This window comes from Neolewinella lacunae, assembly GCF_014349155.1.
GTDB classification, from domain to species: Bacteria; Bacteroidota; Bacteroidia; order Chitinophagales; family Saprospiraceae; genus Neolewinella; species Neolewinella lacunae.
The window spans coordinates 70691-89428 of the sequence record NZ_JACSIT010000067.1; the positions used below are offsets into that span (position 1 = coordinate 70691).

Annotated in this window: 17 protein-coding genes; 11 read left to right on the forward strand and 6 right to left on the reverse strand. The window is 58.8% G+C overall.

The genetic code is table 11. The features are described 5' to 3' along the window. Positions 1-58 precede the first annotated feature (58 nt). Both H9S92_RS04720 and H9S92_RS04725 read left to right on the forward strand, forming a co-directional pair. Positions 59-1987 carry a DUF294 nucleotidyltransferase-like domain-containing protein gene (locus H9S92_RS04720; protein WP_187465560.1) on the forward strand — a complete coding sequence of 643 codons (1929 nt, stop codon included), beginning with the start codon at positions 59-61 and terminating at the stop codon, positions 1985-1987. Further along, positions 1987-2703, forward strand: coding sequence for a 3'-5' exonuclease (locus H9S92_RS04725; RefSeq protein ID WP_187465561.1), 717 nt, complete (start codon positions 1987-1989; stop codon positions 2701-2703). Before H9S92_RS04720 ends, H9S92_RS04725 begins: the two co-directional genes overlap by 1 nt. A 196-nt stretch (positions 2704-2899) precedes the next feature. Here the strand turns inward: H9S92_RS04725 and H9S92_RS04730 are convergent, their stop codons facing one another. Beyond that, positions 2900-4006, reverse strand: a complete 1107-nt coding sequence (locus H9S92_RS04730) for a S1C family serine protease (protein ID WP_187465562.1) — start codon at positions 4004-4006, stop codon at positions 2900-2902. Positions 4007-4086: 80 nt separating this feature from the next. Here H9S92_RS04730 and H9S92_RS04735 point away from each other — a divergent pair, with 80 nt between their 5' ends. Both H9S92_RS04735 and dapF read left to right on the forward strand, forming a co-directional pair. Beyond that, positions 4087-4305: a hypothetical protein gene (locus H9S92_RS04735; RefSeq protein WP_187465563.1), complete on the forward strand. Its 219-nt coding sequence runs from the start codon at positions 4087-4089 to the stop codon at positions 4303-4305. 50 nt (positions 4306-4355) lie between these two features. Next, complete coding sequence (gene dapF, locus H9S92_RS04740) at positions 4356-5159, forward strand: diaminopimelate epimerase (protein WP_290283633.1); 804 nt, start codon at positions 4356-4358, stop codon at positions 5157-5159. A 71-nt stretch (positions 5160-5230) separates the two neighbouring features. Here dapF and H9S92_RS04745 read toward each other — a convergent pair whose 3' ends face one another. Further along, the gene (locus H9S92_RS04745) at positions 5231-5890 is read right to left on the reverse strand and encodes a class I SAM-dependent methyltransferase (protein ID WP_187465564.1); all 660 of its coding nucleotides are present in this window, start codon (positions 5888-5890) and stop codon (positions 5231-5233) included. A 416-nt stretch (positions 5891-6306) separates the two neighbouring features. On the opposite strand from H9S92_RS04745, the gene H9S92_RS04750 reads away from it, so the two are divergent. The 5 genes from H9S92_RS04750 to tilS all read left to right on the forward strand — a co-directional run bounded on the left by H9S92_RS04750 (position 6307) and on the right by tilS (position 13318). After that, positions 6307-7332, forward strand: coding sequence for a Smr/MutS family protein (locus tag H9S92_RS04750; RefSeq protein WP_187465565.1), 1026 nt, complete (start codon positions 6307-6309; stop codon positions 7330-7332). Between the two features lie 78 nt (positions 7333-7410). Further along, a complete protein-coding gene (locus H9S92_RS04755; RefSeq protein ID WP_187465566.1) occupies positions 7411-8196 on the forward strand; it encodes an OmpA/MotB family protein in 786 nt (261 codons plus the stop codon). A 457-nt stretch (positions 8197-8653) separates the two neighbouring features. Continuing rightward, positions 8654-11182 (forward strand): alpha-glucan family phosphorylase, encoded by a 2529-nt coding sequence (gene glgP, locus H9S92_RS04760; protein WP_246463656.1) that lies wholly within the window; start codon positions 8654-8656, stop codon positions 11180-11182. A 106-nt stretch (positions 11183-11288) separates the two neighbouring features. Beyond that, entirely contained in the window at positions 11289-11894 is a 606-nt protein-coding gene (gene miaE, locus H9S92_RS04765) for a tRNA-(ms[2]io[6]A)-hydroxylase (protein WP_187465568.1), read from the forward strand. A gap of 107 nt (positions 11895-12001) precedes the next feature. Beyond that, on the forward strand, positions 12002-13318 hold the full coding sequence (gene tilS / locus H9S92_RS04770) for a tRNA lysidine(34) synthetase TilS (protein WP_187465569.1): 1317 nt from the start codon (positions 12002-12004) through the stop codon (positions 13316-13318). Here the strand turns inward: tilS and H9S92_RS04775 are convergent. Then, positions 13306-14196 (reverse strand): MBL fold metallo-hydrolase, encoded by an 891-nt coding sequence (locus tag H9S92_RS04775; protein ID WP_187465570.1) that lies wholly within the window; start codon positions 14194-14196, stop codon positions 13306-13308. The two genes, tilS and H9S92_RS04775, sit on opposite strands and share 13 nt — an antisense overlap. Before the next feature lie 231 nt (positions 14197-14427). On the opposite strand from H9S92_RS04775, the gene H9S92_RS04780 reads away from it, so the two are divergent. Together H9S92_RS04780 and H9S92_RS04785 are read left to right on the forward strand one after the other, a co-directional pair. Then, positions 14428-15528: an endonuclease/exonuclease/phosphatase family protein gene (locus H9S92_RS04780; RefSeq protein ID WP_187465571.1), complete on the forward strand. Its 1101-nt coding sequence runs from the start codon at positions 14428-14430 to the stop codon at positions 15526-15528. A gap of 32 nt (positions 15529-15560) precedes the next feature. Next, positions 15561-16511 carry a S24/S26 family peptidase gene (locus H9S92_RS04785; RefSeq protein WP_246463658.1) on the forward strand — a complete coding sequence of 317 codons (951 nt, stop codon included), beginning with the start codon at positions 15561-15563 and terminating at the stop codon, positions 16509-16511. A gap of 614 nt (positions 16512-17125) precedes the next feature. Here the strand turns inward: H9S92_RS04785 and H9S92_RS04790 are convergent. The 3 genes from H9S92_RS04790 to H9S92_RS04800 all read right to left on the reverse strand — a co-directional run bounded on the left by H9S92_RS04790 (position 17126) and on the right by H9S92_RS04800 (position 18738). Next, positions 17126-17659, reverse strand: coding sequence for a GNAT family N-acetyltransferase (locus H9S92_RS04790; RefSeq protein WP_187465572.1), 534 nt, complete (start codon positions 17657-17659; stop codon positions 17126-17128). Positions 17660-17872: 213 nt separating this feature from the next. Continuing rightward, the gene (locus H9S92_RS04795; protein ID WP_187465573.1) at positions 17873-18292 is read right to left on the reverse strand and encodes an OsmC family protein; all 420 of its coding nucleotides are present in this window, start codon (positions 18290-18292) and stop codon (positions 17873-17875) included. Positions 18293-18318: 26 nt separating this feature from the next. Beyond that, on the reverse strand, positions 18319-18738 hold the full coding sequence (locus H9S92_RS04800; RefSeq protein WP_187465574.1) for a hypothetical protein: 420 nt from the start codon (positions 18736-18738) through the stop codon (positions 18319-18321).

An 18738-nucleotide genomic window follows, 5' to 3' on the forward strand; every position in this document is an offset into this window, starting at 1 on the left:
CGGGAAGTTCCATCCCAAAAACTTTCGCTACTTTTCGCACCGTTCAAACGCCCTTGCCTTGCCCAACCAGGTCACCCGCCGTATTTATGACTATTTGAAGGACATTCCGCCCTTCAGCTTCGTCGATAACGAAGAGGCCCTTATGGCGGTGGCCGGACGGGTGGAAGTGCGCTACCAGCCGGTGGGCACCGTCATTTTTCGTCCGGGCGAGCCACCAAAAGACCGCTTTTACCTGGTCAAGGAAGGGGCCATTGAGCTCTACCACCGCGTGGAGGACGCAGAAAGCCTGGTAGAGCGCCTGGGGGAAGGTGAAGTGTTTGGCATCCGTCCGCTGCTGGCCGAAGACAATTACCTGTTTGAGGCGCGGGCCGTGGAAGAAAGCCTGCTCTACGCGATCAATTCTGCGGGTTTTCGCGAGTTACTGCCCCGCTACCCTGCCCTGACGCAGTACCTGGCCACGAGCATGGCCGGCAGTGGTCGTTTTGCCCTCAACCGCCCGGCACCGGTACCGAAGCTGGGGGATGATTCGCTACAGCCCGACCTGGCCGGGCTGCTCCCCATCCAGGCCAACCGTACGCCCATCACCTGCCCGGCCACGGCCCGCATCGTTGATGCCGCCCGCGCGATGTCGGAACACAACGTGGGCTCCATCATCATCACCGACCTGCGGCAGCGCCCCATCGGCATCATTACCGACCGCGACCTGCGGCAAAAGGTGGCCACCGGCCTCGTCAGCAACCAGGAGCTGGTAGGCGAGATCATGCAGGGTCCGGTAGCCTGCATCCGGCCGATGCTGAGCCTCGCCGACGTGCAGATTGAAATGGTGCGGCGCAACATCAACCACCTGGTGCAAACGGAAGATGGCACCGACAAAACCCCCGTGACGGGCATCATCAGTAAGCACGATATCCTCGTAGTGCAGGGTAATAACCCGGCGGTGCTGATCCGGGAAATCGGGCGGGCCAAGTCATCGGCCTACCTGCGGACCCTGCGCGAACGCACCGAGCAATTGCTGGCCAGCTACCTGGAACGGGAGGTCAGCATTTCCTTCATCACAACGGTGATGACCAAAATCAACGACGAAATCATCCGCAAGTGCATCAAGCTGGGGCTTGCCCGCGTGCAGGCCGATGGATTGGGCAACCCGCCCGCCCTGTTCGATTGGCTGGTGCTGGGCAGCCAGGGCCGGGGGGAACAACTGCTGCGGACGGACCAGGACAATGCCCTGATTTTCGAGGACGTCCCCCAGCACCGCTACGCCGCCGTCAAAGACTATTTTTTGCAATTGGCCAGCTACGTCACGGAATTTCTCAATGACGTCGGCTTCGAGTACTGCAGCGGAGACATGATGGCCAGCAACCCGCGCTGGTGCCTGCCCGTCAGTGCCTGGAAAACCCAGTTCAGCCAATGGATGCACGAAAACTCGGCGGAAAATATGCTGCATACCTCCATTTTCTTCGATTACCGGGGGGTGTGGGGAGACGGCAGCCTGCCGGCTAAGCTGACCGAACACATCTTCCAGGAACTGGAGCGTTCCAGCGCCCGCTTCCTGGCTTCGCTGGCCCTGGCTGCGCTGGATAATCCCAGTCCGCTCACCTTTTTCCGCAATTTCGTGGTGGAAAGATCCGGCGAACACAAAGACCAGTTCGACCTGAAATCGCGCGCCATGCGGCCACTGACTGACGCCGCCCGCGTGCTGATGCTCGAAGCCCGGCAGGGGAACATCAACAATACCTTCCGGCGCTTTGAGGTAATGGCCGAACGCGAGCCCCAGAATGCCGAACTTTTCCGCGCCGCCGCCGAAGCCTACGAAGTGCTCATCCGCCTGCGGGCCACCATGGGTTTACGGCGCAAAGACTCCGGCCGCTTCCTGAAACCGGAAGAACTCAGCCGCGTCCAGCGCCTCCTGCTGCGCAATAGTTTTGAACCCGTGAAGGAAATCCAGACCCTGCTGGAAGTGCGCTTCCAACTCAACTTCCTGCGCTGATGGAGGGAATGGCCTGGCTCCGTAAACTACGTGCATCGCTCAAGCGCAACAGCGCCGAGGAGGCTGCCGCCGATTGGCCCGAGTGGTACCAAAGCTACCACGCCATTGCGTCTGCTGGTACGCAAGCGCCGCTGCCACTGGCCGAAAGAAGCATTGTGGTGCTCGACGCAGAGACCACGGGCCTGGACCCGAAGCAGGACCATTTACTCAGCCTGGGAGCACTCAAAATAAGTGGCAACAACATCCTGACCAACGCCCAGTTTGAGGCATACCTGCCCGCGCCAGAGGGGTATGCGGACAGCAGCACCGTGGCCATCCACGGCCTTGTTCCCAACTCCGCCCGCTACGTGTATTCCAACGAAGAGCAGTTGCTGGCCGATTTTCTGGCCTACCTCGGCGATGCCATCATCGTGGGCCACCACATCGCCTTCGATCTGGAAATGATCAACCGCGCCCTGCTGAAACAAGGCACCGGAAAATTGCTCAACTCCGTAGTGGACACCGCCAAAGTCGCCGAACGCCTTCAACCCGTGGGCTACTGGACGCCTAAAGACCAGTTTACCCTCGATAAACTCGCCCGTCGCTACCGCATTCCCCTTTCTGATCGCCATACCGCATTGGGCGACGCCTACATCACCGCCGTCTTATGGCTCAAACTTATGGCCAGGATGCATGATAAGCTGCAGCGGGAAGTCACGCTGGCGGACTTGCGTTGAGGACAGGGGGAAAGGAGATAGGGGGAAAAGGCTTAAAGGAGAAAGGGCGGGGGAATGCTGCGGAGGTTCGTTTTAAACCACTAAGAACACGATGAAGGACTACGAAGATGAGGGGGCACAAAGCCCCGCCAGGCCGCTTGTGTAGTGTCGGGGAGGGTGTAGCCCGACGTTTTCGTTGCTGATTCCCCGGCAGCGCCTATTCCTCCACCGCGTTCACCAGTTTTGGTACTCCGTTGGCCTTATCCAGCAGCAGCGCCAGCACGCTTTGCCGCTGGCCGGCGCGGTAGAAGGTGATGCGGATTTTTTGCCCGGGGCGGAAGCGGCTCAGGGCTTCCTGCATGGACGGCGCGGAGTTGATGGGCACCTCGTTAAGGGCCAGGAGGACATCACCGGCCTTTAGCCCGGCCGCTTCGGCGGATCCGCCAGGCTTTACGCCCGTGATCAGTACGCCCTCGGCCTGCCCCATCCCCAGTTTTTTGGCCTGGGCGTCGTTGAGGCTTTGGATGTAGAGGCCGAGGACGGCCCGCCGGACCTCCCCGAAAGCCCGCAGGTCGTTCAGCACCCGGAGCACCAGGTTGCCGGGGATAGCAAAGGCAAAGCCTTCGTGGCGGCCGCTGTTGGTCAGGATGGCCGTGTTGATGCCCACCAACTTACCGTGGGTATTGATGAGGGGGCCACCGCTGTTGCCGGGGTTGATGGCCGCGTCCGTCTGGATGAAGCTCTCGATGCGGTCTTCGGGTTCCAGCACGTCGATGCTGCGCCCCTTGGCCGAAACGATGCCGGCGGTGACCGTAGAGTTGAGGCTAAAGGGGTTGCCGATGGCCAGCACCCACTCGCCTACGCGCAGGCTGTCACTGTTCCCGAATGCCACGCTGGGTAACTCCACCTCTTCCACAATTTGCAGGAGGGCCAGATCCGTGCTTTCGTCTTCGCCGATCACCACTGCGTCGTACTCGCGTTTGTCGCCCAGCAGAACGCGGATCGACTTCGCCCCGTGCACAACGTGGCGGTTGGTGGCAATCAGGCCACTGGGGTCAATGACTACGCCGGAACCGGTTGTTGAGCGCCCGATCTGGTGCCGCCCCGCGTAGCAGCGCAAAAACACCACCGCAGGGGTGACGCGCTCGGCGGCAGTAATAAAATCGGTGGCGGTGGTGCGGTTCAGCGGGGAAGTGGTCTCTTGGGCGGCGTGGGCGGATGTGGGCGCGGCCGCAGGTGCCAAAAGAAGTCTTTGGAGCGCGAGGGCCGACAGGGCCGACAGCAAACAACAGGTAAAAAGGATCAGTAGGTTATAGGACTTCATGCGTTGGGCAAACGATTCAGCCCCCCGTATGTTGTTCCACCGTGCCGGGGCACCGTATTTTTGCCTCCCAACTTTATCCCATGACCATGCAACGCGATCCTTTCGATGGAGACTACATCGGCAACATCTTCGGCTGGCGGGTTTCCCTGATCGGAGCCGTAGTCATCCTGGGCCTGATCGCCTTTGCGGCCTACCGCCACTACACACTGGGCGTTCCCGTTGGCTTTGAAGACCAGATGGAAACGGAAGGGGAACGGTATGCGCCGGTTAGCCGTAGGGATAGTTTGGGGGTTCAGTAGTTCATAGTTCATAGTTCATAGCGAGTAGATCTTTGGGAAACTAACGACTAGTGAACTATGAACTGACAAAACAATCGCTCATCGAATTCTTCAAATACCAAGGTGCTGGCAATGACTTCATCCTGCTCGACGACCGGGAGGGAGACGTGTTGCCCGGAATGGACCAAGGCACCATCGCCGAGCTTTGCGACCGGCACTTCGGCATCGGTGCCGACGGGCTGATGTTGCTGCGCCGCCATGCGGAGTACGACTTCGAAATGCTTTACTACAATTCCGACGGTGCGCCCAGCAGCATGTGCGGCAACGGCGGCCGCTGCATTGTCCGTTTTGCCCATTACCTGGGCATCCGCCGGGAGGTTTACCATTTTTTAGCCGTCGATGGCCCGCACCGTGCCGTCCTCCTCCCCTCCGGTAACGTCTCCCTGGAAATGAACGACGTCACCAGCGTACATCAGGCCACGCCCGATGCTTTCGTGCTGGATACCGGTTCACCGCACTACGTCACGCTGGCCCATGATCCGTTGCAAGTGAATGTCAACGTTGAAGGCCGGCGCATCCGGCAAGCGGCCCCTTTCGGGATCAACGTCAACTTTATCCGCATCAATGGCCCGGAAATCACCATTGCCACCTACGAGCGGGGCGTGGAGGGAGAGACGCTGGCCTGCGGGACGGGAGTTACCGCTGCGGCGATCGTGGCCACGCTCCAGACCGCTTCTGCAACAGAGGGTCCCTTTCAGTGGGTAGTGCGGGCCAAGGGCGGAGTCCTGAGTGTTCGTGGCCGCTACGCCAACGGCATTTTTACCGATCTCTGGCTGGAAGGGCCGGCCGTAAAGGTTTTCTCGGGGGTGATATAGGCCTTAGCCAGGAAGGACGAAGAAGCTTGTGACCAATTCACTTTCGGCCCTCTGCACCACCCAACGAGCGCTTAGCGGCTGCCGTATTCCGCCACCCAGGCGGTGTAATCAAAGATGGCTTCGCGACGCAATACCTGTTCTTTTTCCACACGCCAGCCCCGGGATTGGAGGGCGGCGCGGTAGGCAGCGGGGCCGTGCTGCTGGGGATGGAGCAGGTCGCCCGGCAAAAGACGGAAAATAGGTTCGAGCCAGGGGTGGCGGTGCACGTCGCTGGTCAGCAGCAGGCGCGTCCCCGTGTGGGCTACGGCGGTGAGTTGGTCGAGGGCGAGGGCCCAGTTGGCCACGTGGTTGATGGCGTTGAAACAGTAAATGGCTTCGAAGGGCCCGCCGGGAATAGGCTGTTCGAGGGTTTGGACGGCGAAGTCGGTTTCCGGATACCGGCTGCGGGCGAAGATGCTCAGGTCGGTCTCGTAGCGGAGCAGGAGGGGATCGAGGGCCGTCACCCGCTCCGTACCGTGGAGGGTGATGAAGATGCCGGCCGGTCCGCAGCCCGCGTCGAGTACTTTCCGGTGGGGGATTACGGTCCAACCCAGCTCGTCAAGTGTACGCTGCCAGTAGGCACTTTTCTCGGCCAGGTACTGTTCCGGGGGCTTCGCACGCAGGTAACGTCGCCACCATCGGCGTTCGAGGTACTGGGCTACCCGCCAGCGCAGGGAGGAGGTCTTTTGCATTGCCGGACGAAGGTAAGGGGGAAGGGATTAAGGGATGAAAGGATTGAAGGATTGAAGGATTGAATAAGCTGCCGCACCGGGATACAGACTTAGCTGAGCAGCCTCCGACAGAAAACGGCCTTAAGTGTAGGCTGTCTAATCTAATGGGTTTAACCCGTACGCGCTTTAGGGGCCTGGACCGCCTAGGTTGAGACCCTCTGGGTCGATCCAGCTAATCACGGTGCCCCCCTGGGTTGAGACCCTCTGTGGGTCGATCCAGCTAAGTAAAATGGCGTATTCTCCTACGGCCCAAAGGGTCTCGACCTATTAAGCGCTTGAGCCTCCCCGGTTGGCTAAAGTGAGTACGGCTGTGGCCTGGCTAATTAGACAGCCTAGCCTTCAGTGCACCCCAAACGCCGCCGTCGTATCTTCGCGGCATGGCATTTATCATTAATCAGCGCGTACGGATGAAGCGTACGCAAAACGTAGGAACGGTAACCGCAATATTGCCCGGTGGCGTAGTCCAGGTACGTTGGGACGGCGGCAGTGGGCTGCTGCCCGTGCCAGAAGAGGTATTGGAGGCGGTAGGGGCCGCTCCCCCACCCCCCGCCGCACTGGCCAAGCCTATTCCCGTACCCCAGCAGGCCAATCAGGGTCCCGAAGAATACGAAGGTGTTCGCCTGGCTTTCGATCCGCAACTGAACAATGAGGCGGAGCCCGTCGCCTTCGAGGTGTACCTGCTCAATGGTACGCCCCACAAAATCCTGTACGAACTCAAGGTATTAACCGGAAGCAACCGCCGTTGGAGCAAAGCGGGACAACTCGAAGCGGGGGGCAAAAAACGCCTGGACGCCGTCGCCTACGGCTGGCTGAATGAAAAATTGAGCTGCGAGCTAGACTGCCGGCCCATCCTCCCCGAAGGACCTGGGCCACGGCATTTCCAACAGCTCCGGATCAAGGGACAGCAGTTTTTCGATAAGCTCGAGGACGTCCCCGAACTTTACCGGGACGCCCACCTCTACGTCGTCTTCCCCTCGCTTGATACGACGGCCACCGCACCTGCGTCAGCGCCCCAGCTCAACACCGGCTCGCTCAGGGCCATCACCCAGCAGGAGCTCAACAAGAAAAGCGTCGCGCCAGCCAAAAACGTGACCAACTTCGATCTGGCCGAGAAGCTGGAGTTCGAAACCGAGATCGATCTCCACCTGCCTGCGCTGGTGAAAGACCCCGCTGCAGTGCCCAAACACCTGGTTCTCCAAACCCAGTTGAAACACCTCGACGCCTACCTCGAGCGGGCCGTCCGGCTGGGTGTAGACCGGGTATTCATCATCCACGGCGTCGGCAGCGGAGCCCTGAAACGCGCCATCCACTCCCGCCTCCACGGCATGCGCTATGTCCGCGATTTCCGCAACGAATTTCACCCGAAATACGGCACCGGGGCCACCGAGGTGATTTTTGATTAAGAGCGGGGAGTGAACATTGGGCACGTTAAGCGCCTTTGGTTTCGTTGTTAGCGAGAACCCCCACAACCGCAGACTACCATGAAACCACTCCGCTTTTTGCCCCTGCTGTTGCTTCTCCCCCTGCTGGGGTGCAACAAAACCAAGGTAAAGCAACTCGAAACCCAGCTGGAGAGCAGCGAGCAACAACGGCAGATGCTCGTCACCCAACTCGAAAGTGTCCAACGCACCAACGGCGATTTACTGGCCCGCATGGAAGACCTTTCGGTCATCTCCAAGGAGGGCGCCACGAGCATCCGCGAGAGCCTGGAAAGCATCAGCGGGCAAACCAGCTACATCCAGGAACTCAACCGCTCCATTGCCCGCAAGGACAGCCTGAATATGGCCCTGGTGATGAACCTGAAGCGGTCGTTGGACAATGTCTCCGACCAGGACGTGCAGGTAGAGGTACGCGGCGGAAAGGTGCACGTCAGCATCAGCGATAAGCTCCTGTTTGCCTCCGGCAGCGCCAGCCTGAACGCCGACGCCCGGCGGGTATTGGAAAAGGTTGGCCTGGTCTTAAACGACCACCGCAACCTCAACGTCATCGTGGAAGGGCATACCGATAACGTCCCCGTTCAGCTCAACGGCATCAAAGACAACTGGGACCTGAGCACGCGCCGGGCTACGGCCGTGGTGCGGCAGTTGGTGGACCAGTTTTACGTTGACCCCGCCCGCCTGACTGCCGCCGGCCGCGCGGAGTACGACCCCCGGGGCGACAACGCCACGCCAGACGGACGCGCCCGCAACCGCCGTACCGAGATCGTCATCACGCCCAATCTGGACGAGTTTTTCGACCTGGCTAAGACGGGAAATACGCCGGGTTAATTGGCCAAAACTGGTGCCAGGCGCCCGGACAGACAAAAAAATAGTGTTGTAACGCTAGCCCGTGCATTTGCATAGGTCGTGGCTTATGGCGACTTTTGGCCCGCCGTATTCATCTGGGTTGGTTTGCATTAGGCGAAGGCATGGTTAAGGCTGTGCGCAGCGTGCTTCCATTCCGCCCTGGGTAAAAAGCCCGAGGATGGTACGGCAGATTGCCCCTGTGGTGAGGCACCCGGTGCCCACTACCGCCCAGTGTGCAGATTGCCCGCTGGTGCCCCTTGCTTGTTGTCGATTAGCTGCGAAAACCCTTTGGCCCGGTCGTCTTCCCGGCCGCCGCCGCTCCCACCCCGATGATTTGCAGGCTTTGGGCAGTCCCTCTCCCCTGCCACCGGAAAGATCCGCCTGGCCATTTTTAACCCAGTACTGTTTTACGATGACGTCCTCCTTAACGCTTACGGATATGAAGCTCAAACGCATCTATATTCAAAACCAGCTTCCCGCAGTCCTTTCACCCCTCCAGCGCCTGAGCCACAATATTTGGTGGTCCTGGAATTTTGCGGCCCAGGACTTGTTCCACCAGATTGACCCCGAGCGCTTCCGGGAGCTGAACTACAACCCGGTAGCATTGCTGGAAACCCTGGACCCGGCCCGCATCAACGAGCTGGCCGCCGATACCGCCTTCATTGAGCGACTCCAGGCGGTGGAAAAAGCATTCGATGCCTACCTGGCCGTGCCCAAAAAAGCGGGCCCCAAGCTGGCCTACTTCAGCATGGAGTACGGCCTCCACATCAGCCTCAAACTGTACAGCGGCGGCCTTGGCGTGCTGGCGGGCGACTACCTCAAGGAAGCCTCCGACAGCAACGTCGACCTCTTCGCCGTAGGCTTGCTCTACCGCTACGGTTACTTCAACCAGGGCCTGAGCATGAACGGCGACCAGATCCACCTCTACCCCGCACAGAAGTTCACGCAGTTGCCCGTTGAGCCCGTCCGCAAAGCCGATGGCAACTGGCTGAAGGTATCCGTTCCCATCCAGGGGCGCATCGTGCAGGCCAAGATCTGGAAACTCCCCATCGGGCGGATCAACCTCTACCTGCTGGACACTGACCACGAAGACAACAGCCAGGACGACCGGGCGCTGACCCACATGCTCTACGGCGGCGACAACGAGCACCGGCTGAAGCAGGAGATCCTGCTCGGCATCGGCGGCGTACGGGCCATCGAGGCGATGGGCCTGGCTCCGGAGGTCTACCACCTCAACGAAGGCCACGCGGGCTTCTTGAGCATCGAGCGCCTGAAGAACTTCGTTGCGGGTGGCCTGCGTTTCCCCGAAGCGGTTGAAGCCGTGCGGGCCAGCAGCCTGTACACCACGCATACGCCCGTGCCCGCCGGCCACGACCACTTCTCAGAACACCTGTTGCGGAACTACCTCTACAACTACGCGCAGGAACTGGGCATCACCTGGGAGGAATTCGTCGCTCTGGGCCGTAAAGACCCTCACAACCCCGGGGAAGACTTTAACATGTCCAACCTCTCCATCGCCCTGAGCCAGCGCGTCAACGGCGTATCCAAACTCCACGGTGAGGTAAGCCAGGAGATGTTCACCCCCCTCTACCCCGGCTACACGCCCAATGAAGTTCACATTGGCTACGTCACCAACTCCGTCCACTACCCTACCTGGATTGCCCACGAGCTGCACGAGCTTTACAGCACGGTATTTGGCAAAGATTGGCTGGCCGACCAGAGCAACAAAGACATCTGGCGCAACATCCACAAAATCGACGATAAGGTGCTCTTCGAAGCGCGCCACCGGCTCAAGGTGCGGCTGCTCGACTATGTCCGCGAAAAGCTGAAGGCCGACATGCAGCGCCGAGGGGAAAGTCCGCGGATGACCTACGACATCCTGAGCAAGATCAACAACAATGCCCTCGTGCTCGGCTTCGCCCGTCGTTTTGCCACCTACAAGCGGGCTACGTTGCTGTTTCAGAACGAGGAGCGGCTCAAGGCGTTGGTCAACCGCGCCGATCAGCCCGTCATTTTCCTCTTCGCTGGCAAGGCCCACCCGGCCGACCAGGGCGGACAGGATCTCATCCGCCGCATCCTCCACGTGAGTAAGAAACCCGAGTTTGCGGGCAAGATCATTTTCCTGGAAGATTACAACATGGAAATGGCCAAGCTCCTTACCCAGGGCGTAGACATCTGGCTGAATACCCCCACGCGTCCTCTGGAAGCTTCGGGTACCTCGGGCATGAAAGCAGCGCTCAATGGATCGGTCAACTTCTCCGTTCTCGATGGCTGGTGGGCCGAAGGGTACCGCCCCGACGCGGGCTGGGCCCTGCCCCTGGAACGCACGTACCAGGAGCAACACCTCCAAAATGAGCTGGACGCCGAGTTGATCTACCACACCATGGAGGAAGAGATCATCCCCACCTACTTCCAGCGCGACGCCACCGGCATCAGCAGCAAATGGATGCACTACGTCAAGCAAATCATCGCAGAAGTGGCCCCCACCTTTACGATGAAGCGGATGATGGACGACTACTACGAGCGTTTCTACTTCCCCCTCGCGAAGAGCCAGCAGGCGACCAGCAAATCAAACTACGCCAAGGCCAAAGCCTACGCCGCCTGGAAGGAAGACCTGCGCACCAAATGGTCGGGCATCGAAGTGCTGGATAACAACACCTTCGATACGGTCAACTACGCCCTGCCCGTTGGAGAGACCTTCAACGCCGAGATTACCATCGATACGAACGGCATTGACGCCAGCTCGCTGCTGCTCGAAGTTTGTTTTTACCAGCGACTGACCGAGGAAAAGATTGAGTTGCGCCGGGTGGAGGCCTTCGAGCTAAAAAAAGCTACGGGCAACAAAGCGACCTTCGCACTGGCTCTCGATCCGCGCCTGGCGGGGGTTTACGAGTACGGCTTCCGTCTGCGCCCGCAGCACGAACTTATGCCCCACGCCCAGGACCTGAACCTGGTGTTCTGGGTGTAAAAGCTGGTGGGTACTTTTGCCAAAGTCTTGGTAAAAACTGATCATTTCACCGTTGGGCGGTAGCGCAGGGCACAAGCTGCGCTACCGCCCCCAACACCTTTTCCAGATGGATACCCCCGCTACCGTTCAGATGCTTCACCTGCAGTTGCCCACCGACCCCCGTTGGGTCAACCTGGCAGAAATGGACCTGGAGGAAATCCTGACCGACCACGCCTACTGCGAACAGAAGGCGACCACCAGTTGCATTTCCCTGATCCAGGGCTACCCCGATTACCCCGAGCTGGTGGAGGAAGTAGCGCCGGTGGTCACCGAAGAATGGGGGCACTTCCGCATGGTTTTGCACGAACTGGACAAACGCGGTCTGAAGCTGGGCCGGCAGCGCAAAGACGAGTACGTTAACGGGCTGATGGGCTTCCTGCAAAAAGGCGGTGGCCGGGAAGCAGCGCTGCTGGAAAAGCTCCTGCTCTGCGCCCTGATTGAAGCCCGGAGTTGCGAACGTTTCCGGCTGCTGAGCCTCTACTGTGCGGACGCTGAGTTGCGAAAGTTCTACCACAAATTCATGGTGGCCGAAGCGGGGCATTACGTACTGTTCATCGAGCTGGCGCGCAAGTATTTTGACCGCGAAAAGGTCGACCAGCGCTGGCGGGAGTTCCTGGCCTTCGAGAAGCAACTACTGGAGGGAATGGAAGTCAGGGGCGACCGCATGCATTAGCGATCTTTGCTGTCCGATGTTTGCCGTCGGATGTTTGCAGAGCGTTACCTGAACCTGTTCGCTGGCAAGGTTACTGGCTCGGGGTCTGGGCAAATTATTCAATTTCCATGGCGGATTTAGTCGAGATGTTTCGGGAGGCTGTTCTTCGGGAGCGGCTTTTTACGAAGGCGGATAAACTGTTGCTGGCCTGTTCCGGCGGGCTGGACAGTACAGTTTTGGCGCACTTGCTGCGGGCCGAGGGTTACGACTACGCCATTGTTCACGTCAATTTTCAGTTGCGGGGTGCCGCTTCGGATGAGGATGCAGCATTCGTCGAAGAACTGGCGCGGGCGCAGGATGCAAAGTTTTTTGGTACGGCAGTGGACGTCGAAGCCGCAGCACTGCCCGGGGAAAGCACCCAGATGACGGCAAGGCGTTTGAGGTATAGTTATTTTAAGAAAATTCTGGATGAGTACAAATACGACCTCGTCCTTACGGCCCACCACGCCGACGACAATTTCGAGACCTTCCTTTTGCACTTGTTGCGGGGCAGTGGATTGACGGGCCTGGCGGGGATGCAGCCGCGGCGGGATCGCCTGGTGCGACCACTTTTGTCGGTATCCAGGGCGGAGTTGCTGGCTTACGCCGGGATGCACGGCATCCGGTGGCGGGAGGATGGCAGCAATGCGCAAGATGACTACCTGCGCAACCGCATCCGCCACACGTTGGTCCCGGTATTCACGGAGGGTTTTGGCCTGAGCCCTGGCTCCTGGGCCCGGACGGCGGAGCAACTGCGGGGCGAGCAACTTTTCCTGGCCGAGGCCCTGGCGCGGGCGGCGGCAGCCGGGGCCGGGCAACTGATCCGGCGGCAGGATTACCCCGTTGCGGCCCAGCTACTGACTTTGCTGCACCACCTGCACCCGGGCTTCAGCGCGGAGCAGCACCGGCAGATGGTGATGGCAACGCGGCCGTTGGTCTTGCGGGGTGAAGAAACCACGGCCTACGTAACCAGGGAAGGCTTGCAATTTTTGGCCAACGCCGATCTGGACGCTCCGCTCGCCTTGCCGCTGGAGGTTCAGGCCTTGCCATTTACTTACCAGCACCCCCTGCTCTCGTTGCGGCTGGAGCAGGTGTTGCGCCCGGAGGAGTTGCGCCTGGCGGACGGCCTCTACCTGGCTCCTTCGTCCTTTCCCCTGCACCTGCGTACGCGCCAAAAGGGCGATTATTTTGCTCCGTTCGGGCTGGCGGGAAAACGGACGAAACTGAAGGAATACCTGATTGACCGCAAGGTGCCGGCCTGGCTGCGCGATCGCCTGCCGCTCTTGGTGGATGCGGAAGACAAGATCCTGGCCGTGCCCACTGCGGGCATTGCCGAAGGCTGTGGGGTGGACCCGCAGGATGCCTGGGTTTGGCGGCTGAGCTGGAAGATGACCTACCCCGCCTGATCGAGCCAGCGGGCGATGCCGGCAACACTCATGTACGGCGGGTTGGCAACGCGGTAGGCACCGATGGTCTCCTCCCCCACCCCCGCAGCACGCAATTCATCCTCCACAAAGTTCGTGAACCCGGGTACGATGGCTTCCGTGGTCTGGCCGCTGGCCAAGGCTGTTTTTACGTAGTTGACGTAGTGCGTCAGGCGTTGGGCAAGTTGGTCGAGATGGTCAGATCCCGCCGCAACGGCACCGTAGTGGGTAAGGTGAAAGTGGCTGGCCCCGAGGCGCTTAAGGCGCTCAATGGAGCGGGTCCACTCCTCCACGTTGATGTCCGGCGGCGGGCAAGGGGGGACAACCGGGCCGCCCTTGATGCACACCCCGCCAACGTCGCCGGTGAATACCTGGTCGCCCAGCTGCCAGGCAATGTGGTGGCTGGCGTGGCCCGGCGTATGGTGGGCTATCCAGGTGTTGCCGCCGCGTCGGATTTCTGCACGGTCCTCAACGGCAGAAATCTGGTCAGGGGCAATGCGCTCCATCCGCCCCCATAGGCGCTCCATGTTGTCCTCCCCGTAAATGCGGGCGGCGGAGCCGTAAAGCCGCGTGGGATCCAGCATATGCTTCAGCCCGCGGGGATGCACGTAAACGTGGGTGCCCTGTTGCGCCCACCACCAGGCCGCACCAGCGTGATCGAAGTGAATGTGGCTGAGCAGCAAGGTATGCACCTCCTCCGGCCGGAAGCCAAGCGCGGAAAGGCCAGCCAGCAGATGATCGTGGGTGGAGAAAGGGCCGCACTCCACCAGGGTAAGGCCATCCGCATCCTCTATGGCAAAAGCAGCAATGGCGGCACTTTCGCCCAGGAAGTGTAAATCAACGGTGTGGATATTTGGCATAATCAGACTTGGTTAGGGGGAAAGCAAGGTAGGCGATTTACGTGGGGTTAGCCCCCAAATCGGGAAAAAAAGGATGCTCCGCACTTTGATCGAGGACAACACCCGGGCTTGTCCCGCTGCTAGTCCATGCTTTGGAAGAGAAGGAGCGGGAAATACGGGGAAAGTAGCCATAAAGTCGAACATCGGCCAAGGGGAACCTATTAAGAGGAATAACATCAACCAACAGCCAACTTGATCCTCCTGCGCATTCTCGCCTACTTGCTTGGTGCTATCGGGGTGTTCGGTACCCTGGTACCTTTTCTACCCTACGACGACTTCTGGATCCGGGGTTTTGACTACCCCCGGCAGCAAATGGTCTTTCTTCTCGGCGTAGCCCTGCTCCTTTGGTGTGGTTCCAACGTAGATTGGGACTGGTACGACTATCTCGTAACGGGCCTGCTGGTGTTTTGCCTGATCTACCAGTCGGCGCGAATTTTGCCCTACACCCCGCTTTGGAAGCAACAATCAGTAGCCGCCACCCGGCCCGTGACAGATTCAACAGGCCTGAGTTTGCTCGTTTGCAACGTCCTGCAAACCAACGAAAGCTACGCCAAAGTCATTGACCTTGCCAGGAAATGGCAACCGGATTTGTTGCTCACCGTAGAAACCAACCAGGCCTGGGAAGCAGCCCTGCACGCGGGCCTGGATACCGACTACCCCTACCACGTTGATGTGCCCCTGGAAAATTTTTACGGGATGATCCTGTTCAGCCGCCTGCCACTGATTGATCCGCTGGTAAAGTACCGCATCAAGGAAGACATTCCGAGCATCGATGCGACCATTGAACTGGGCAACGGCCAGGAAATTGACCTGTACTTCTTACATCCCATGCCCCCCAGCCCTACGGAAGACTACGCCAGTACCGGGCGCGACGCAGAGCTGGCCTTAGTGGGGCTGGAAGTGGCAAAAAAACAACGCACCGCCATCGTGGCCGGGGATTTGAACGATGTGGCCTGGTCACATTCATCCCGGCTGTTTCAGCGGCTGAGTGGATTGCGCGATCCACGCCGGGGAAGGGGAATGTATACCACCTTTCACGCCGATTACTGGTTCGCGCGCTGGCCACTGGACCACGTATTTCACTCAGCAGACCTGGCGCTGGCGGAACTCCATCGCTTACCTCACATCGGATCCGATCACTTCCCGATTTTCGTCCGGTTCAATCACGAGCCACACGCCGAAGCACCTGACCTTCCGCAAAAAAAAGAAGGCGACGAAGAAGAGGCGAGAAAGGTAATCAAAAACGGAAGTTCGGGCAAAGACGACGTCCTGATCGATCCCGAAAAAGATTAGCAAAAAGTTGCGACAAAAAAGGTTCGTCACTATTGCAAGAACGGTTCCTGGGGCTATCTTTGGGCACGCTGCGGCATTCCGGAGGGCTCAAGACCTTCGGCACCGCCATCATTCCGCACTCCTCCCTTCGGGGCTTAGTCCTAACACAAGACATGAACAACGTCGTTTCGCAGCGCTTCATCAAGTGCCACAATAAGCTGCGGGAAGAGAAACGGGTGCGCTCCAGCCGGGCTTTTGCCATTTCCCTGGATTACCTGCCCCAATCCCTTTCAGAAATCCTGAAAGGGCGGCGGGATGTGACCGTGGAATTGCTGCGCAAGGCAATTGACAAGTACAAAATGAACCCGGTGTACCTGATGACGGGGGACGGGCCAATGTTCATGACCGAAGAGTCCAACCAAAGTTTTCGGGTACTGACCACCATCCAAACGCCGAATGACGACGAGCTGATTGTCCACGTACCCCTGCCCGCGCACTCGGCCTACGCGGCAGAGCTGGGAGATCCATCTTTTGTGCAGGGCCTGCCTACTTTCGGATTGCCCGATTACAAGTACAAAGTGGGCACCCACCGGAGTTTTGACGTGCCCGGGGACAGCATGGAGCCGACCCTGTTTGAAGGCGACAAAGTGGTTTGTTCTTTTCTGGAGCCCACCCTGTGGGAATCGGGCATCAAAGACAACTACGCTTACGTGGTGGTTACGCGCAGTGACGTGGTGGTCCGGCGGGTAAAAAACCTGATTGCCGAGAGCAAAGAGTTGGAATTGGTGGCGGACAATACTTTTTACCAATCTTACCGCGTATCCTTATCCGACCTGCGGGAAATTTGGTACGTGAGGGCCAGAATTACCCCTTTCCTGCCTTCCCCGCAGAACATCCAGCGCTACGTGCACGAAGAAATGATCGGGCTCAAGGAAACCATCGCCCAGCAGGGCAAGATGATCAATCGCCTTTCGGCGGCCATCGATCGCCTGGGGCAGCCATAAGCAGTTTATCGCTGCGCAGTATTTCCGGCTGGGCGCGGCCGCAGGTGCCAGGTAAGTTAAAGGAGCAATGGAAGGCCCGGCGCTGAGAGAAGCCCAGGCCCAATAAACCCTTACTCAGTACCCCTAATGCCTGAGCGGTTCTAAAAAAACCACACAGCGGAAAAACGCAGTGCCCGAAAGCTAACCAGCGTGACGTCCTGCCCCAAAAAGTAGATGACCAGCTACCAACGGTAACTGGCCATCCGGATAACCTACTTCAATAAAAGTTCTCTATTCAGCAGCGTTGCACTGCAGGGAATAGATTTCCACTAGCCCGGGCAATAAAAAAAGGGTGAAGCCAAATCATCGGATAGCATCCTGTAGGAATTGACGGTGAAAGTGGTGGGTAATGCGTTCAAAGTACTATGCTTGGTTTGGTGTTTAGTGCGTTTGGGTGATAGGTTTGGTGAGGGTGGCTTGACTTTAAGCCTAAGTTTGGTACTTGTCTGAGCCGCTTACTTATTGCGACAGCAAGGTCTTCGATAAAGATACGGACAATGAACTCGTTAAAACAAATATTTTTTTCAATCATTCTTTAAAGCTGCCATTCCCCTGTTCCGTTGGGGAGCTGAAAATCAGGGCTTTCCCTGTGCGGCTCGCTCCAGGTGAAAACGCTGCCAGTGGAACCCATCCCTTGAAAAGTCGCCCTCGGGGAACCGTCGGAAACCGAGACGCTGCAAGACCCGGTGACTGTTAATGTTACCGTCCGCTGCGCTGGCGACGATGCGCGGTAGCTTACCCGGGCCGAAGCCTTGCTCGATCCAGGCTTTGCCGGATTCAGTGGCGTAGCCATTCCCCCAGGCGCTGCGGTGAAATCGGTAGCCTAAGTCTACCGCACCGTCTGGTCCTTGCCGGAGCCCACACCACCCTAGCCAGACCGCATCGTCCGTTCGTACTACGGCCCACCTGGCGTACGGCCACTCTTTGCTTTGGGCAAGGTAATCGTGTAAAAAAGTTTCTGCCGCCTGGGTATTGGCAAAAACTTCATCCTTTGGTATCCAGCGCATGACTTCCGGATCAGCGTTGAGCCGGTACAGTTCCGGGGCGTCAGCCAGTTGGAAGGGACGCAGGGTTAGCCTGGGGGTGGTGAAGGGGTGGGGGTGCATCATCGTCGGTCGGTTCTATTACTTAATCAAGGAAGAATTTCATGCCCGTATCGCATCCATTGTTGAAAATACAGATGATGAAGGCCATCAGGAAATTTTCAAGTCATTGCTGACTATGAATTTTCAAGAAAACACAAAATCCTAAGTCTTGGGTTGTTGAACCATACTTTGACGTCCAAGCAAAAGTACCAGTTTCAGGGCCAGCAGACACAAGCCCTACTCCCCCACCACCTCATAATCCCACGTAACCACTACCCCACCCGCTTTGAGCATCAGGCTGACGGAACACAGCTGCTCCATGCTCAGGCGGCAAGCCCGCTCGGCCTTCTTTTCATCCACTTCCCCCACCAGCGTGTAATGTACGTGAATGGCCGTAAAGAGCCGCGGTTCTTCCTCCCGCCGGGTGCCGGAGACGCTGATGCGCAGGTCTTTGAGGTCCTGCCGCTGCTTGCGCAGGAGGAGAATGACGTCGATGCTGGAACAACTGCCCACGGCCGCCAGCAACAGCTGCATCGGCCGCATCGCGGAGTTGCTCCCGCCAATGGCCGTGCTGCCATCCGCCCGTACGGTGTGTCCTTCTTCGTTGGTGGCTTCGAGGTGGAAAGCGTCGTCAAGGCGATGCAGATGAACGGTCATGTGGGAAATATTTTAAGACCCGAACATCAGTCTTCCAGGACGGGTTGACCGAGCACCACCCGCACTTCGGGGGAAAGGCGAACGATGATCTTTAAAATCAGCGGGTCCTTCAAAGGAGCCTTGGTTTGCTTTTGCATCCGGTAAGCGGTGCGGATGGCGGAAAAGACCATCGAAATGGCTACTTCCCCTTTGTGGGCTTCGGCGCGTCTGGCCAGGGCCTCTTCCTTCCAGTCTTCGTGTTTGCCCAGTAGTTCCACGTTGAGGGATGGGCTGATCGCCAGCGCCATCGAGAAGCTGGTAATCTCCAACCCGTAGGCACTCAACTGGGGGAAAATCTTCATCCAGTCCTCAATGACCTCCAAAGTCTTTTCCTTGGCACCCTCCCCGACGGTGCCCGCCAGGTCACTCACCCCCTTGCGGGCCGCATTCCAGATGTCTTCCAGCAT

Coding starts and splice junctions, on each gene's coding strand:
- H9S92_RS04725 (WP_187465561.1), top strand. CDS start 1,987: ATGGAGGGAATGGCCTGGCTCCGTAAACTACGTGCATCGCTCAAGCGC.
- H9S92_RS04730 (WP_187465562.1), bottom strand. CDS start 4,006: ATGAAGTCCTATAACCTACTGATCCTTTTTACCTGTTGTTTGCTGTCG.
- H9S92_RS04735 (WP_187465563.1), top strand. CDS start 4,087: ATGACCATGCAACGCGATCCTTTCGATGGAGACTACATCGGCAACATC.
- H9S92_RS04745 (WP_187465564.1), bottom strand. CDS start 5,890: ATGCAAAAGACCTCCTCCCTGCGCTGGCGGGTAGCCCAGTACCTCGAA.
- H9S92_RS04750 (WP_187465565.1), top strand. CDS start 6,307: ATGGCATTTATCATTAATCAGCGCGTACGGATGAAGCGTACGCAAAAC.
- H9S92_RS04755 (WP_187465566.1), top strand. CDS start 7,411: ATGAAACCACTCCGCTTTTTGCCCCTGCTGTTGCTTCTCCCCCTGCTG.
- glgP (WP_246463656.1), top strand. CDS start 8,654: ATGAAGCTCAAACGCATCTATATTCAAAACCAGCTTCCCGCAGTCCTT.
- miaE (WP_187465568.1), top strand. CDS start 11,289: ATGGATACCCCCGCTACCGTTCAGATGCTTCACCTGCAGTTGCCCACC.
- tilS (WP_187465569.1), top strand. CDS start 12,002: ATGGCGGATTTAGTCGAGATGTTTCGGGAGGCTGTTCTTCGGGAGCGG.
- H9S92_RS04775 (WP_187465570.1), bottom strand. CDS start 14,196: ATGCCAAATATCCACACCGTTGATTTACACTTCCTGGGCGAAAGTGCC.
- H9S92_RS04790 (WP_187465572.1), bottom strand. CDS start 17,659: ATGATGCACCCCCACCCCTTCACCACCCCCAGGCTAACCCTGCGTCCC.
- H9S92_RS04795 (WP_187465573.1), bottom strand. CDS start 18,292: ATGACCGTTCATCTGCATCGCCTTGACGACGCTTTCCACCTCGAAGCC.
- H9S92_RS04800 (WP_187465574.1), bottom strand. CDS start 18,738: ATGCTGGAAGACATCTGGAATGCGGCCCGCAAGGGGGTGAGTGACCTG.